The 15,271-nt window shown below is 51.3% G+C and carries 12 protein-coding genes; 5 read left to right on the top strand and 7 right to left on the bottom strand.

What is annotated here, in order from left to right; genetic code table 11:
* Window positions 1–97: 97 nt before the first annotated feature.
* Genes DW819_RS10980 through DW819_RS10970 form a run of 3 tightly spaced genes read right to left on the bottom strand, consistent with a single transcriptional unit; the run spans window position 98 to window position 5,622 of the window.
* The gene (locus DW819_RS10980) at window positions 98–910 is read right to left on the bottom strand and encodes a tetratricopeptide repeat protein (RefSeq protein ID WP_118733320.1); all 813 of its coding nucleotides are present in this window, start codon (window positions 908–910) and stop codon (window positions 98–100) included.
* Complete coding sequence (locus tag DW819_RS10975; protein WP_118733319.1) at window positions 907–2,133, bottom strand: DUF5716 family protein; 1,227 nt, start codon at window positions 2,131–2,133, stop codon at window positions 907–909. The genes DW819_RS10980 and DW819_RS10975 overlap by 4 nt, the downstream gene beginning before the upstream one ends.
* Window positions 2,134–2,142: 9 nt before the next feature.
* On the bottom strand, window positions 2,143–5,622 hold the full coding sequence (locus DW819_RS10970; RefSeq protein WP_118733318.1) for a DUF5717 family protein: 3,480 nt from the start codon (window positions 5,620–5,622) through the stop codon (window positions 2,143–2,145).
* Between the two features lie 116 nt (window positions 5,623–5,738).
* On the opposite strand from DW819_RS10970, the gene DW819_RS10965 reads away from it, so the two are divergent.
* Window positions 5,739–6,269 (top strand): DUF4364 family protein, encoded by a 531-nt coding sequence (locus DW819_RS10965; protein WP_118733317.1) that lies wholly within the window; start codon window positions 5,739–5,741, stop codon window positions 6,267–6,269.
* 31 nt (window positions 6,270–6,300) lie between these two features.
* Here the strand turns inward: DW819_RS10965 and galE are convergent, their stop codons facing one another.
* The 4 genes from galE to nhaC all read right to left on the bottom strand — a co-directional run bounded on the left by galE (window position 6,301) and on the right by nhaC (window position 10,471).
* The gene (galE, locus tag DW819_RS10960) at window positions 6,301–7,326 is read right to left on the bottom strand and encodes a UDP-glucose 4-epimerase GalE (RefSeq protein WP_118733316.1); all 1,026 of its coding nucleotides are present in this window, start codon (window positions 7,324–7,326) and stop codon (window positions 6,301–6,303) included.
* A gap of 120 nt (window positions 7,327–7,446) precedes the next feature.
* Window positions 7,447–8,094, bottom strand: coding sequence for an RNA polymerase sporulation sigma factor SigK (sigK, locus tag DW819_RS10955; protein WP_118733351.1), 648 nt, complete (start codon window positions 8,092–8,094; stop codon window positions 7,447–7,449).
* A gap of 89 nt (window positions 8,095–8,183) precedes the next feature.
* Complete coding sequence (locus tag DW819_RS10950) at window positions 8,184–9,062, bottom strand: MBL fold metallo-hydrolase (protein ID WP_118733315.1); 879 nt, start codon at window positions 9,060–9,062, stop codon at window positions 8,184–8,186.
* Between the two features lie 26 nt (window positions 9,063–9,088).
* On the bottom strand, window positions 9,089–10,471 hold the full coding sequence (nhaC, locus tag DW819_RS10945; protein ID WP_118733314.1) for a Na+/H+ antiporter NhaC: 1,383 nt from the start codon (window positions 10,469–10,471) through the stop codon (window positions 9,089–9,091).
* A 423-nt stretch (window positions 10,472–10,894) separates the two neighbouring features.
* Between nhaC and DW819_RS10940 the strand changes: the two genes are divergently transcribed.
* The 4 genes from DW819_RS10940 to hydF all read left to right on the top strand — a co-directional run bounded on the left by DW819_RS10940 (window position 10,895) and on the right by hydF (window position 14,959).
* Complete coding sequence (locus tag DW819_RS10940) at window positions 10,895–11,146, top strand: TM1266 family iron-only hydrogenase system putative regulator (RefSeq protein WP_118529770.1); 252 nt, start codon at window positions 10,895–10,897, stop codon at window positions 11,144–11,146.
* Window positions 11,143–12,186: a [FeFe] hydrogenase H-cluster radical SAM maturase HydE gene (hydE, locus tag DW819_RS10935; RefSeq protein WP_118733313.1), complete on the top strand. Its 1,044-nt coding sequence runs from the start codon at window positions 11,143–11,145 to the stop codon at window positions 12,184–12,186. Before DW819_RS10940 ends, hydE begins: the two co-directional genes overlap by 4 nt.
* A gap of 66 nt (window positions 12,187–12,252) precedes the next feature.
* Window positions 12,253–13,707 carry a [FeFe] hydrogenase H-cluster radical SAM maturase HydG gene (hydG, locus tag DW819_RS10930; RefSeq protein WP_118733312.1) on the top strand — a complete coding sequence of 485 codons (1,455 nt, stop codon included), beginning with the start codon at window positions 12,253–12,255 and terminating at the stop codon, window positions 13,705–13,707.
* 22 nt (window positions 13,708–13,729) lie between these two features.
* Window positions 13,730–14,959 carry a [FeFe] hydrogenase H-cluster maturation GTPase HydF gene (gene hydF / locus DW819_RS10925; protein ID WP_118733311.1) on the top strand — a complete coding sequence of 410 codons (1,230 nt, stop codon included), beginning with the start codon at window positions 13,730–13,732 and terminating at the stop codon, window positions 14,957–14,959.
* Window positions 14,960–15,271: the final 312 nt, after the last annotated feature.

Below are 15,271 nucleotides of genomic sequence, written 5' to 3'. Positions count from 1 at the left end.
TTACGTCTCAAGATGTCTCACTTGCGACTGCTCCGATAGTTTACCTTGTTTTTTCCGATATGTCAAGCATTATTTTACATTTCTTTCTATTTTTTGCTTATATCATGGCGCGGTATTCACTTTTCCAGGTTTCCACCAGTTTCCGGGCAGCCTTTTCTCCATCCTCTTCCCCATTGCAAAACCAGGTTTCCACCTGCTTTACCTGGTCAGACTGTGCCGCTTTTTCCCTGGCAGCCAGGAACTGCTCCTCCCACGCATTCCGCTCCTCCTGCGTGATGACTGCACGGAAGCGCTCTCCTAACGCGATGCGGCTGTCCAGCTTTTCAATCCAGTAAAGGCTCCTCAAGCACTCCCGGCTGCCGCTCCGGTTATAAGCCTTTTCATAGGCTTCAGCAGCTCTGGCAAACAGGAACATGCGGCCGTAGCAGGCACCCAGATTATTCCAGACAGCGGCAGCCAGCTCATCCGATCCCGTCTCCTCCTGCAGATCATCCAGGATTTCCTGATACAGCCGGACTGCCTTTCCATACTGGCGCATACCAAACAGCGCGTCTGCCTTAAGCTTTTTCATCTCCGCAGGCGGCTGTTTCCGGTAGCCGCTTAAGGTCTGCCTGTATTCCGAAATCTCGTTCTGGGAATAATAATCACTTTCCTGAAGGAGAAAGATCAGCATTTCATCCGGATCTTCCCCGCTTTTTTTCCAGTTTTCCAGCTTCAGGGCCAGAAATCCCATATTCAGTTCCTCCCGCAAAAAGTCCAGCAGGCGTTCATCGACCAGACAGTCCATTACCAGAAGCGGATAATGGTAGATCACATAGGCCAGCTCCTGGGAAGAATACAGATGCATTCCCAGAAAACTCACGTAATATGGATTTTTCACTTTTTCCGATCTGCATAATCTCAAACTCATAGCATAACCTCTTGTACAACTTTAGCTCCCGTAGCCGGGAACAATTCCCCGAAACCAAGATCGGTCAGAACGATCCGCATCGTCTTTTCATCCAGGAAGGAAATCTCCACCCGTACCCTCGTAGTCTTTTCCGGGCGTTTCGGAAAATTCTCCAGTATCAGCGTGACCGTCCTCTTCTTTTTGGAATCAAACGGCGTGATTTCGAGCTCCACTGCATTCTGCTTTTCCGGGATCACCTCCAGCATGCCTCCGCTCTCTCTCCAGCTGTCTCCGGCAGCTGCCAGCGTTACCGCAGTGTCCTGGCCCTTATGCAGTACCTGCATGGTAACAGAAGCTTTCAGGTGTCCCTCACAGATCATCGCATACGGGTAGGAAGTCTGTGGGCGGAGACGGTCTGCGGCGCACAGAGCTGCACCCTTGGCAAACACGGCTGTCTCCATATAGACACGGCGTTTTGTGCAGAGCAGCTTCATGAAATCTTCGGCCCACTCCCGCTTTTCAAACCCTTTTCCCATCAGAAAGACCGCAGAATACAGTTTCCGCTGCATCAGCCGTTCCGCACAGGTACAGAGAATCTTATCTCCCAGCTTTGCCCCGGACGGAGTTTCCAGGATATCCAGGCTGAAGCTTTCCTCTATCCGCTCAAACTCAGCTAAAACCGCATTCTGCTTCAACCCCCGCTGTACTTTCATTTCATAGTAGCGCAGCTCCTGCTCGGACAGATCAAACAACCCGACGTTTCCGCTCCAGATTTCTTTTTTCTGGCTGAGCATATAGTAGATCAGACCTTCCGTATGCCCGATGATGCGTATACGGGCCCGGTCCACACCAAGCTTTTCTCCACAGGAATACAGCGCCTCTGTCAGGCGTTCATCCAGGCTGCGCACGGTAAACACCAGCTCCTGAAAGCCGGCTTCCGTGCCCAGATTTTTCTGAACCTGCCAAAGTACCCGTTCCAGGAACCGTTCCAGAAGCTCCACAGCGGTATAGCGGATGCCTTCCAGTGTCGCAGTGCCTTCTTTTAAAACCAGCTTTACCAGTTTATCCGTCAGGCTTCCTTCGCCTCTTAAGGTCTGGGCATAAGCATCTTCCCCTACCGACCAGGTGCCGGAAACCTTGTGACGGCAGAGTACCGTGGGAAAGGTCCATGTTTTCTCTTCATCATTGCAGTTTACCTGCGTATATTCATCGCACAGGTCTATGCCTGCTACCAATTCATTCATATCGTTCCTCTATGTTAATGTAAACAGAGACTCCATGGCAGCATGATCCGTCATGTACTTCTCCATCTTTTCTTTAAGCTTCTGCCCATCTTTTTCAGCAAGACAGCGGCTCATGTCGTTAAGCGCCGCAAACCGGCTCAGCTGGCTGTTTGTCTGGGAACCGTCGTAGGAAAGCCGTCCCTCATCCGTCTTCTTTCCTCCGTCTGTTCCGTTTTCATATACCTCATATTCCAGCACCTCTCCCTCAAACAGAACATGCTGATGGATGTAAATGCCGGGATATACCTTCACAAACTCCGCGTTGTGGCTTGCCTCCTCTCCCGGAAGCACCCGGATTTTCAGCTGAGGCCTTATCTCCCTGCTGCCCCGGTACTCAATGGTGATCTGGTCCATCACGGAATCCGGCATCGGAATATGGCGTCCAAGCTGGTGAAAATATGCAAAGATCCGGCCTTCCTCCAGAAGCTCCTCCACCATGTCAGCGGCCAGTTCTTTTTGTTTTCCGGTCAGCGCCTCCTGCTGACTGTACCACAGGGTCAGCGCAAGCAGATAAATGGTAGGGATCCGTTTTTTATCCGTAGTTTCCTGAACTGCGTCTTCCAGATAGGTAAATACCAGATCCTTTGTCGGACGGTTTTTCAGGAAATAATCGCAGGACTTCATAGTGAAATACGCCCTGGACACCAGGTCACTGACCTGCTTTCCGCTCCTGTAGCAGTCATACACCGGATCCAGATATTCTGTCTCACCGCTAAACATCATCTGTGCCAGAAGACGCTCCGGAAGATCGTAAAGCTCCACATGCTCTGCCTCACTCTGCATGAGAAGTCTGTACATCTGCTCCGAAGTTCCGTTAAAGTGCTCGCACAGATAGTCCAGCACAGCTCCATCCCACTGATTCTCTGTAAAAAGCTCCCAGGAGAGCTTTAACAGGGTATCGTCCGATTCCGGCTGATGTTTTAAGATCATCTGACTGCACAGCTCCAGAAGCTCCTGTTCCTTTGCACCGCTCCAGCCAAATTCCTTTACTATGGAAAAGGCTTCCGGAACGTTTCCCGAAAGGATCAGCATACGGATCAGCTTTCCCCGTTTCTCCCGCGACAGCTTTTCCGGCTTCAGCTGGTTCCGGTAATCCAAAACAGCTGCTGTATTCTCCTCCACGTTCTGACGCCGGCTGTCATAATCCAGCAGGCTTTCCAGCAGCTTTTCCCGGAATAAAGGATGCAATTTCAGTTCCGTCAGTCCCCGCCTTAAAACACGGCGGTCTGTCATGCTCTGCGGGTCATCCTTCACGATTGCGCTGCAGCGTTCCAGAAGAAGCATAGGCTGCTCCGGAGAGATATCGTAGCAGCGTTCCTCCAGTTCTTTGCTGTTTTCCATCATAGCCTGCTGCTTCCGGTAGGAAACATCTGTATAACGATTTCCGTATTCATCCTGGAACAAAAGAACCGGATGACTGGAAAAAAGCGGTGCATAAGCCACGCCGTCCCTGACCGCGAACATATCCTCACGGTCCAGTTCCTCATAGCACACCACAACATAACGGATTCTTTTGTCAGATACCGTAATCCGATAAGATTTTAGGATAGCCGGAAGCACGCGGGCCACCTGCTCATCGATCATTTCTTTATATAATACATGCTGATACAGCGTCACCAGACGGCTGTTCACCCGGGAACGCAGAAGCTGTTCCATGGTAAACTGTTCGATGTCCCGCTCATATTGCCGGTACAGCGTAGATTCCGGGTTCATAAATCTCACAATATTGCCGTACAGCACCTCACGGTTAGCCGTGTCCATGGATTTCTCGTAGGAGAAATATAAAAGCACCTCTTTCGGGAGCAGATACGGATAATCCTCAGGAAGCGCATACAGGTAATATTCGTACAGGCGGGTCAGGCTGATGCCCTCCTCCAGTGCTTTTTTATACCAGTGAAAATATTTTTTATCGCGGCAGTCCGCCTTGATCAGGATGCTGCAGACTGCGTTCAGGATCTCCGGTTCCGGATACTGCTGATACAGCATCATAAAGAATCGCAGTAGCAGCTTTCCTCCATACTTTTTTGAGGGGGCAAATCCTGCAGTCCTGCAGGCAAAAGCTTGATCCATCAGCTTCCGCTTCGCAGCAAACATCAGCACCTGCACTTCAAAATCAGAAAGTCCTGTGAGAAGCTCCGGACACTGCTGATACAGTTTCCACACCCTGACATACAGGTACGGACTACGGCTTCCGTTCTCAAATTCCAAACGGAGCTCTGCCAGATCCCCGTCCTCTTTTTCAGACTCCGCGTTCTGGTCTTCTTCACTCAGCTGGTTCAGCAGATAACGGTGAAGCTGCTCATATTCCGGGCGGTATTTCCGCACCGCTGCCGCCTCTTCCTGACTGCTTTTAAGGAGCTCCTTTGCGCCTTCTGCATCTCCCTCCAGAATCAGAAGATCTGCCTGATACAGACTCACCGCGAGGCTCTCGCCATACTGGCTGCGGATGACTTCCAGCTGTTGCTTCAGCTGATTCAGCATCAGTGCCTCCCCGTATAGTCCAAGCTCGTATTCCAGACGCAGCTCCAGATATTTGCCGACAGCTTCGCGCCGGCCATATCCCGCGCGGTTTTTCAGCTCTTCACCTGTCAGGACCTCCACCGGAACACAGATTTTCTGACGCATGGACGTGATCCAGACTGCTCCGAGATTTCGACCCTGATGAAGATGCATTCCGTCAATGCGGTAAAGGATCTCACAATGGTCATCCTGAAAATCTGCTTCTGTAAATACCGTCTGCGGCAGATTGATAAAATCTCCGTCCGCATGCACCTCAAACCGCACATGTCCCCAGGTACTGCGATCCACGCGGATAACACCGCCCGTGCCTGTCTGTGGGTTTTCCAGGCTGCGCACCGCGGTGTCTGTCTTTAATTCCACCGGTTTTTTCACGTTCATGCCGATCAGAAACTCTTCCAGTTCACACTGACGGTCCGGCCTTCCCTTTAAACCATCATACAAAGCCCGGACATGAAGATCCTGTAAAAACGGCGCTTCCGTAAAATCCCGGTACTCAAACAGACGTTTTGCAAACTCTCCGTCAGCCTGCACCAGCCTTGCAAAATCTTCCGGCTGCTTTAGACCTGCCAGGATCTTTCCTACCGGATCCGGCTCCACGGCAAAAGAATATGGCAGCTTTTTTTCGCCGCCATTGGTCACCAGCTCAAATACTCCCTCGATTTTATCTCCGTCTGACAAGGTACGGCAGTCCACCTCATAAAAGATACGGTTCCGGTTTCCCCCGAAAGAATTTCCCAGCACCCGCACACACGGATGGGAGGAATATACCAGCCCTTTCACAAAGCAGCCATAATGGTCTGCCACATAAAGTTCTTTTCTGCATACCTGGCCGGCTGTCACCGTACCATCGCAGGTTTCCGGAAGGATAAGGACCTCCGGAACTTCCGCATCCACGATGCCTTTTGCCAGTCGGTTAATTTTTTCTCTCATAGTACCCTCTTATTTTTTGTCATACATGGCATTAGTTTAGCATAATTTCACTTGATTTAAAAGGTTTAAATTGGTATGATTAATAAAAACTTGTAGAATGAAAGAGGTCCGTTTCCATGTTGTCTGAACCGATGACACTGTACAAACTGATGAATTTATATATGCTCAAAAAAGTGAATTTCCCGCTGACCAACGCACAGCTGACAGATTTTTTCCTGCAGCATGAATATGCCAGCTACTTTACGCTCCAGCAGGCTCTTGGGGAGCTGAAGGATTCCGGACTCATTCACGCCGAGTCCACCCACAGCACCACCCGCTATGAGATCACCAGGGAGGGTGAGGAAACCTTAACCTTTTTTGAGAACAACATTTCCCCGGCCATCATCGAGGATATGGATACCTATTTAAAAGAAAACCGTCTCCGGCTGCGCAACGAGGTCAGCCTGGTTTCCGACTACTACAAGTCCACCAGCCAGGATTACATCGTTCACTGCGAGGTGCGGGAAGGCCGTTCGCCTCTCATTGAGCTGAACTTATCGGTTCCGGACCGTGAACAGGCCGCTGCCATGAGCTCCCGATGGGAACATAAAAGCAAAGAAATCTATTCCTTTATTATGAAATCTTTAATGAGCGAAGAGGAGACCTGACCGGTCTCCTCTTCTTTGTTTTTTGTTTTGATTATTTCTCATCATATCCGTTCGGATTGTTCTTCTGCCATCTCCAGGAATCCTCACACATCTCCCGGATACCGTATTTTGCCTTCCAGCCAAGCTCCCTCTCTGCCTTAGAGGAATCTGCGTAACACTGCGGCACATCGCCTGCGCGGCGCTCCTTAAAGACATAGTTGATCTTTAAGTTGTTGGCCTCCTCAAAGGCATTGATGACATCTAACACGCTATAGCCAACACCGGTTCCCAGATTGTAGATCCAGACTCCGCCCTGCTCCTTTGAGAGCTTGTCCAGTGCCTTTACATGACCGTCTGCCAGGTCTACAACGTGGATGTAATCGCGGACGCAGGTTCCGTCCGGAGTGTCGTAGTCATTGCCAAAGACACCAAGACATACCAGCTTGCCCACAGCCACCTGCGTGATATACGGGAGCAGATTGTTCGGGATACCCTTCGGGTTCTCTCCGATACGGCCGGATTTATGAGCTCCGATCGGGTTAAAGTAACGTAAGAGCATCACCTTCCATTCCGGATCTGCAGTATGAAGGTCAGTCAGGATCTGCTCGAGCATGCCCTTGGTGCGTCCGTAAGGATTGGTGATCTCACCCTTCGGACATTCCTCGGTGATCGGCACAAATGCCGGATTGCCGTATACGGTTGCGGAAGAACTGAACACAATGCTCTTGCAGCCGTGACGGCGCATCACATCGCAGAGAATCAGGGTTCCGGTAATGTTGTTGTGATAATATTCCAATGGCTTGTATACAGACTCACCAACAGCCTTTAAGCCTGCAAAATGAATGACCGCGTCTATTTTTTCATTCTGGAACACAGAATCCAGGGCCGGCTCGTCCAGAAGATCTACCTCGTAAAAGGTCAGCTTCTTTCCGGTGATCTCCTCCACACGGTTTAAGGATTCCCGGCAGGAATTGCAGAGGTTGTCCACGACAACCACATCGTAGCCGGCATTTAAAAGTTCAACACAGGTGTGGCTTCCGATATAGCCGGCACCGCCTGTAACTAAAATTGTAGACATAATAACGCCCTCCTTTGGCTGATGGTTCTTCTTTCACAGGTCCGCTGCCTGTAAAACCAAATGCTTTCCCATACATTATATATGGGAAAGCACCTGAACACAATGCAATTTTCTTGCGATTTATGTGATTATTATTTCATTCTGTGCTGTTTCCAAATGCTCACCCAGTTTTTTCAGTGCCCGCTTCTCAATCCTGGATACATAGGATCGGGAAATACCAAGCTGCCCGGCGATTTCTCTCTGGGTACAGGGCTTCACCCCGAAAAGGCCATAACGCAGCTTCACCACCGACTGTTCCTGGGGCTTTAAGCAGCATGAAAAGGCTTCGTACAGCTCCCGGATATCCTGATCCAGGATCAGATTTTCCAGCACCTCTTTTGTCTCCAGCTCAATGACATCTACCAGGCTGACCGATTCCCCGTCTTTGTCCACTCCGATCGGCTCAAACAACGACACCTCCCGGCTGTATTTCTTTCCGGCACGGAACATCATGAGGATTTCATTCTCGATGCATTTTGCCGCATAGGTAGCCAGGCGGCTTCCCCGTTCCGGGTGAAAGGTATTCACCGCCTTGATCAAACCAATGGTCCCCACCGAAAGCAGATCATCCTGTTCATAATCCGCTCCCTGATATTTCTTGGCCACATGTGCCACCAGCCTCAAATTCCGTTCGATCAGGATATCACGTGCCTCGCGGTCCCCCTCCTGTAAGCGTTCCAGGCAGGCCCGTTCCTCTCCAGGTGTCAACGGCTTTGGAAATGTCTGCAAAGAAAAAGCCACCCTGAAGCTTTCTTATGATAGTTTATGCTTCGGTAGCTTTTCCAGTGCGCAGGTGGCGCGTCCGAGTTTATCCTGTTCTAAAATATATCCAGATCCAGTCCGTTCACTACCGGACCCTCATATCCGGCATGTTTGATCTCCTGTAAGATAGCTTCGTTTCTGCGGGTCATCTCAGCCTCCACGTCCACGGTATTATCCTGGATTTCCATATGGTAAATCCGATGATAGGTAACGAGAAGCTTTGGCTGTGCCTTGCTGGCAATCTTCGCCAGATCAACACTTAAGGTATGAACCTCCCGATGGTATTTCTGCCACTTCGGCTCCCTTGCGGAAAGACCGGCAGTATACTCCACCTCATGCAGAAGAATGTCACAGTCCTTTGCCTTCTCTGCTACGATTTCCAGAGGCGCGGTATCCCCGCTGATAACGATGACCTTATCCGGTGTGGTAAACTTAAAGCCATAGCTTTCCAGGGTGCCATGGCTGACCGGAAATGCCTCTACAGTGACACGATCATCCTGATAAATGATGCCAGGCTGAATTTCCTTTGCATCTACTTTATAGCCCTCTTCATTGGCCTTCTCAAAACCATTGATCCGAAAATCAATATCTACCGCATAGGCTTTCTCAATATAGTCCGTCATCTCACAGATGCCTTTTGGGCCAAAGACCCTTAGCGGTTCTTTTCGTTCCAGCACCCATGGGGTGAAGATCAGGTCAGCATAACCTGCCGTGTGATCGGTATGCAGATGGCTACAGAAGGCCACAGTCAGACGGTCCGGACGCAGCGCGTCAATCCCCTTCTGATATGCCTTTGCCGCCTGGCGCACCACGCCTGGTCCAAAATCCACAAGATATGAACGGTCTCCCACCACGACGGCCGTGGACGGACCGCTGGCATTCGGACACGCATTCGGAGTGCCCGTGCCGAGAAGTACAAGTTTTGTTTCCATCATGATAATACTCTCCAATCCTGATTTTCTTAATTTTCCTCCACGTGCTTAATGGAGATTCCGCTGAATCCGTAAAAAACACTGAACAGCGGAGTTAAATACAGCAGGAACAGATACGGAAAGAACACGGACCATGCCACTCCCAGAGTTCCTGCCATGTATACACAATAGCCATGCCAGGGGATCATAGGACCGGACAGGGTTCCTGCGTCCTCTAAGGTTCTGGATAAGATCTCCGGTGCAACCTTTCTCGCCCTGAACAGCGGTTTCATCATATTTCCGGTCAGCACATGAGACATCGGCTGGGAGCAGCTGATGAGGCTGGTCACATAACCAACCAGAAGACTGGCAAGGATCAGACTTCCATCACTGTTGATGCGTCCGGTAATAGCATTTAAGATATTGCCCAGAACGCCCAGACGGTCTAACATGCCGCCCATGCCGACTGCGAAGCAGATGATGGCCACATACTGCAGCATGCTGCTCATACCGCCGCGGTTTAAGATGGTCTTTAAGATTGCTTCCTCAATCTGGGTGCTGTAGCCGTTATAAGCTACGCGGATGATGCTTTGCAGGGCCGCCCCCTGATAAAAGAAGGATACCGCGCCTGCGCAGACTGCGGAAAGGCCCAGGGAAACGATCGCATTGACTTTCAAAAGCAGCAGCACAATGATCACAGCAGCCGGAAGCATCGTCAGAAAGCCAAGTTTAAACTCACTCTGGAGCGCATCGATATACACCAGCAGATTGCCTTCCTCATAACCACCGGAGGTCTGGCTGATACCAAGGATCGTAAACAGCACAAGGCTGATGGCAAAGGTCGGCAGCGTGGTCCAGAGCATGGAACGGACGTGGTCATTTAATTTTGCACCAGCCACAGCCGGAGCCAGGTTCGTGGTGTCAGACAGCGGGCTCAGTTTATCGCCAAACATGGCACCGCAGATGACTGCTCCGGCTACCATGCCCGGATGAATGCCCATGGCGTTGCCGATCGCCATCATGGCAACACCGGCGCTTCCCACAGAACCGTAGGAGGTTCCGGTCACCAGGCTCAATACTGCACAGAAAATCAAAGTCAGCGGCAAAAGCCAGGTTGGATCGATCAGCTTTAAGCCGCCTACAATAATGGATGCTATGGTCCCACTCTGCAGCCAGGTTCCGATCATGACACCAATGGACATTAACAGACACAGCGTTGGCACGACTACGCGGATGGCGTCATAAGCTCCGCCAACCACATGATCGTAATCAATCTTTAATACTTTACAGAACAGATAGATGATGATCCAGCTGAAAAACAGGCCGATCATCGGCCCTCCCGTTTTCAGCCGGATGCAGACTGCTACAGATCCGATGATCAGCAGCAGCAGTAAAAGTGACTGCGGCATATTCAGTTGCTTTTCTTCACTCATGATAACAGCTCCCCCTCTTCCCTGCTTCTTTCTATATTTTGCGATTCCGTTATATTGTTCAGATACCGCGCGTTTTTCAGCAATTCAACGCGTTAAATTGCTGATATTGTTTCATTATACAGAATTTCCAGGAAAATTGCAAGTGTTGTTGCTGTGACAAAAAAGACAAAAAAGCCGATATCGATTCTTCTGGAAATCCGGCACATTCTATGATATCCTGTACTTAATGAGAATCATTTTGCATTCCGACACTAAGGGGATTTTCTCCTGCGTGAAAGGTCCGCTTCTATATTCCGTATTCTGCCGTGCGCTTTTGCGCCCGCATGCCTGCGCATATGCCGCAGTCTGCCAGATCACAGAACTTTAAGCCGTGCCTTTTCGGGGTGCGGCTTTTTCTCTTAATACACAGTTACAGGAGGACTTATGGAAACACGCGTTGCTGTTATGAGTATCATTGTGGAAAATCCGGATTCCGTAGAAAAGCTGAATGCCATGCTGCATGAGTATGGTCCGTATATTATCGGAAGAATGGGTATTCCTTACCGTCCGAAGCACATCAGCATCGTATCCATCGCCATGGACGCGCCGCAGGATACGATCTCCGCTCTGGCCGGAAAGCTTGGGAATCTGGACGGAGTCAGCGTCAAGACCGCCTACTCCAATGTGATCGGATGACGGACTTGTTTGCCCTCGTTGACCTTCTGGCGGAGCGTCACGCCCTGACGCACGAAGAATACCGTGCGCTTGTGAAAGGTCAGACACCGGAACTGGCGGCCTATGCCGCCAAAAAGGCTGATTCCCTGCGCCGCGAAATCTACGGAACTGATATCTACGTCCGCGGGCTCATTGAAATCGGAAACTACTGCAAAAATGACTGCATCTACTGCGGTATCCGCAAATCCAACACCAATTGTGACCGATATCAGCTTACCCGGGAGCAGATTCTGGAATGCTGTGAGGAAGGCTGGGATTTAGGCTTTCGCACCTTTGTGCTCCAGGGCGGGGAAGGCATTGTGCCGATTCATGAGGTCTGTGAGCTTGTTGGTGAGATCAAGTCACGCTACCCGAACTGCGCCGTCACCTTATCCTTAGGAGAATACTCCCGGGCAGATTATCAGGATATGTTCGATGCCGGAGCCGACCGTTATCTGCTCCGCCATGAGACGGCCGACAAGGCCCATTACGAACAGCTGCATCCTTCTTTCATGTCCTTTGACAACCGGATGCGCTGCCTGCGGGACTTAAAAGAGATCGGCTACCAGGTTGGCTGCGGCTTTATGGTCGGCTCCCCTTACCAGACCCCGGACTGTATCGCCACAGATCTGAAATTTATTGAAGACTTCGATCCGGAGATGTGCGGCATTGGCCCGTTCATTCCCCAGAAGGATACCCCGTTCCGGGATATGCCGGCGGGAACCGCAGACCAGACCATCTATCTGCTCTCCCTCATCCGGCTCATCAAACCAAATATCCTGCTTCCTGCCACCACAGCCCTGGGGACGATTGACCCTCTCGGCAGGGAAAAAGGAATTCAGGCGGGTGCCAACGTCGTCATGCCGAACCGCTCTCCAGTGTCGGAACGTAAAAAATACGCCCTCTACGACAACAAGATCTGCACCGGAGACGAATCCGCCCAGTGCCGCTCCTGCCTGAACCGCCGCATGGAATCCATCGGCTACTCCATTGTCACCTCCCGGGGTGACATTATAAAATAGGAATTTACAATCTGACGGAAGGTTGCAGTAACCTGCTTCCGACTGCAAAGAAAGGAAAACAATACTATGGCTATCTACAATCCAAAATCCTTAAAGGCAGAGGAATTCATCAACCATGAGGAAATCCTCGACACCATCCGCTACGCGGAGGAAAACAAACACAACCTGACCCTGATCGACGAAATCCTGGCAAAAGCAAGACCGGTCAAAAGTGCCGACGGCACCCAGACCCACTGTGCCGGACTCTCCCACCGGGAGGCATCGGTGCTGCTGGCCTGCGACATTCCGGAAAAGGTTGCAGAGATGTACGAGCTGGCTGAGGAGATCAAGCAGGCCTTCTACGGCAACCGCATCGTCATGTTTGCCCCGCTCTATCTCTCCAACTACTGCGTCAACGGCTGTGTGTACTGCCCGTATCATATGAAAAACAAACACATTGCCCGCATCAAGCTTACCCAGGAAGAGATCAGACGCGAGGTCGTTGCCCTGCAGGATATGGGTCACAAGCGCCTGGCCATTGAAGCCGGGGAGGACCCGGTCAATAACCCGATCGAGTACATTCTGGAATCCATCAAAACAATCTATTCCATCCATCATAAAAACGGTGACATCCGCCGCGTGAACGTCAACATTGCCGCGACCACCGTGGAAAACTACCGTAAATTGAAGGAAGCCGGAATCGGCACCTACATCCTGTTCCAGGAGACCTACAACAAAAAGAGCTATCTGGAGCTGCATCCGACCGGACCGAAGCACGACTACGATTACCACACCGAGGCCATGGACCGCGCCATGGAGGGCGGCATTGACGATGTGGGTCTGGGCGTTTTATTCGGACTGGAGGGCTACCAGTATGAGTTTGCCGGACTGATGATGCATGCGGAGCACCTGGAAGCCGTGCACGGCGTCGGCCCGCACACCATCAGTGTTCCGCGCGTAAAACATGCCGATGACATTGACCCGGATGCCTTTGACAACAGCCTGGCCGATGATATTTTTGAGAAGATCGCGGCCTGCATCCGCATTGCCGTTCCCTACACCGGCATGATCATCTCCACCCGCGAGAGCCAGGAGGTCCGTGAGAAAATGCTGCAGCTGGGTGTCTCCCAGATCAGCGGCGCTTCCAGAACTTCCGTGGGCGGCTACTGTGAGGAGGAGCGCCCGCATGATTCTGAGCAGTTCGATGTATCTGACCAGCGCTCCCTGGATGAGGTGGTGGACTGGCTGATGCAGCTTGGCTTCATTCCGTCCTTCTGCACCGCATGTTACCGCGAAGGCCGCACCGGAGACCGGTTCATGAGCCTGTGCAAGAATGGACAGATTTTAAACTGCTGCCATCCGAACGCCCTGATGACCCTGACGGAATACCTGGTAGATTACGCCAGTGAGGAGACAAAAAAGCACGGATTTGAACTGATTGAAAAGGAGCTGAACAAGATTCCGAAGGAAAAGGTGCGCGAGATCGCACGGAAAAATATTGAGGACATCAAGGCATCCAACCGCCGGGATTTCCGGTTCTGAATTAAGAAAAGAGGTCACAACTATGGGATTGAATGATAAGGTATCCGCCGAGCGGGTTCACATCGGCTTCTTCGGCCTGCGAAACGCCGGGAAATCCAGCGTGGTAAACGCTGTAACCGGCCAGAGCCTATCCCTCGTCTCTGAGACCAAGGGAACAACCACCGATCCGGTGCAGAAGGCCATGGAACTTCTGCCCATTGGCCCGGTAGTCATCATCGACACCCCGGGAATTGACGATGTGGGAACCCTGGGCGAAATGCGCGTGAAGCGCGCCCTGCAGGTTCTTGACAAAACCGACATTGCCATTCTGGTGGTGGATGCTGAAAAAGGACTCCTGCAGGCCGACCAGGAGCTGCTAACACTTTTTGCAGAAAAGAAAATTCCACATATTACCGTGTACAACAAATCTGACCTGCTTGCCACTGTGCCGTCCCGGCCGGAAAAGCAGCAGGAAAAGAATCATGCTATCTATGTCAGTGCAAAAAATGGAGATCAGATCTGCGAACTGAAGGAACGAATCGGCGCACTGGCGACAGCTGTGTCTGCAAAAGCCGATGAAAAACGCATCCTGGCAGACCTGATCCAGCCGGAGGATGTGGTGGTCCTGGTAGTCCCGATTGACTCCGCGGCACCAAAAGGGCGTCTGATCCTGCCCCAGCAGCAGACCATCCGCGATGTGCTGGAATCCGGCGCCATCTCGGTAGTTACCAGAGAAACCGAACTGCCGCAAACCCTGCGGGCTCTTGGAAAGAAACCGGCCCTGGTCATCACCGATTCCCAGGCCTTCCAAAAAGTAAACGCAGATACTCCGGCAGATGTACCGCTCACCTCCTTCTCCATCCTCTTTGCACGCTACAAGGGTGATTTGAAGGAAGCTGTGCACGGGGCCGCCCAGCTTGACAAGCTGCAAAACGGTGATACGGTACTGATTTCCGAAGGCTGCACCCATCACCGTCAGTGCGGCGATATCGGAACCGTAAAGCTGCCGAACTGGATCCGGAACTATACCGGAAAGGAGTTAAGCTTCGAATTCACTTCCGGAGGGGAATTTCCGGAAGATCTGTCACCCTATGCGCTGGTGGTGCACTGCGGCGGTTGTATGCTAAATGATCGGGAAATGAAGGCACGGATCGCCCGCGCAGTCGCACAAAATGTGCCGATCACCAACTACGGGATCTGCATCGCGCAGGTGCACGGGATACTGAAACGGTCCGTGGAGCTGTTTAGCGATGTGGCAGCAGAATTACAATAAAAATTTAAATGAATAGCTAATAAGGTCCGAAGTTCCGGTGCAGTCATGCAGAACCGCAGACACTGAGTGGAATTTTGTACTTCGTGCGCTCCGCCGCCGGTTGTCTCCCCTGCGACCTAAACTCGCACGCCTTGCGTGCTCAGACAAAGGTCTCCGGGGAGTCGCTATGCTCGCGCACGAAGAAAATTCCAATGTGTCTGCTTGTTCTGCATGACTGCACCAGAACTTCTGCTTTACTGGCTATGCCAGGATAATAAATAACGCAGTCAGAATGCTGCTGATAAAAAACCTGTAAGTCTGGCTTTTTATAGT

Origin of the sequence: Clostridium sp. AM33-3, assembly GCF_003480315.1 — a bacterium.
Lineage (GTDB): Bacteria > Bacillota > Clostridia > Lachnospirales > Lachnospiraceae > Brotaphodocola.
This window is presented reverse-complemented; position numbering and strand designations above follow the sequence as displayed.

Excerpts from the sequence above, each read along its gene's own strand:
- DW819_RS10980 (WP_118733320.1), bottom strand. The coding sequence starts at position 910 with ATGAGTTTGAGATTATGCAGATCGGAAAAAGTGAAAAATCCATATTAC.
- DW819_RS10975 (WP_118733319.1), bottom strand. The coding sequence starts at position 2,133 with ATGAATGAATTGGTAGCAGGCATAGACCTGTGCGATGAATATACGCAG.
- DW819_RS10970 (WP_118733318.1), bottom strand. The coding sequence starts at position 5,622 with ATGAGAGAAAAAATTAACCGACTGGCAAAAGGCATCGTGGATGCGGAA.
- DW819_RS10965 (WP_118733317.1), top strand. The coding sequence starts at position 5,739 with ATGTTGTCTGAACCGATGACACTGTACAAACTGATGAATTTATATATG.
- galE (WP_118733316.1), bottom strand. The coding sequence starts at position 7,326 with ATGTCTACAATTTTAGTTACAGGCGGTGCCGGCTATATCGGAAGCCAC.
- DW819_RS10950 (WP_118733315.1), bottom strand. The coding sequence starts at position 9,062 with ATGATGGAAACAAAACTTGTACTTCTCGGCACGGGCACTCCGAATGCG.
- nhaC (WP_118733314.1), bottom strand. The coding sequence starts at position 10,471 with ATGAGTGAAGAAAAGCAACTGAATATGCCGCAGTCACTTTTACTGCTG.
- DW819_RS10940 (WP_118529770.1), top strand. The coding sequence starts at position 10,895 with ATGGAAACACGCGTTGCTGTTATGAGTATCATTGTGGAAAATCCGGAT.
- hydE (WP_118733313.1), top strand. The coding sequence starts at position 11,143 with ATGACGGACTTGTTTGCCCTCGTTGACCTTCTGGCGGAGCGTCACGCC.
- hydG (WP_118733312.1), top strand. The coding sequence starts at position 12,253 with ATGGCTATCTACAATCCAAAATCCTTAAAGGCAGAGGAATTCATCAAC.
- hydF (WP_118733311.1), top strand. The coding sequence starts at position 13,730 with ATGGGATTGAATGATAAGGTATCCGCCGAGCGGGTTCACATCGGCTTC.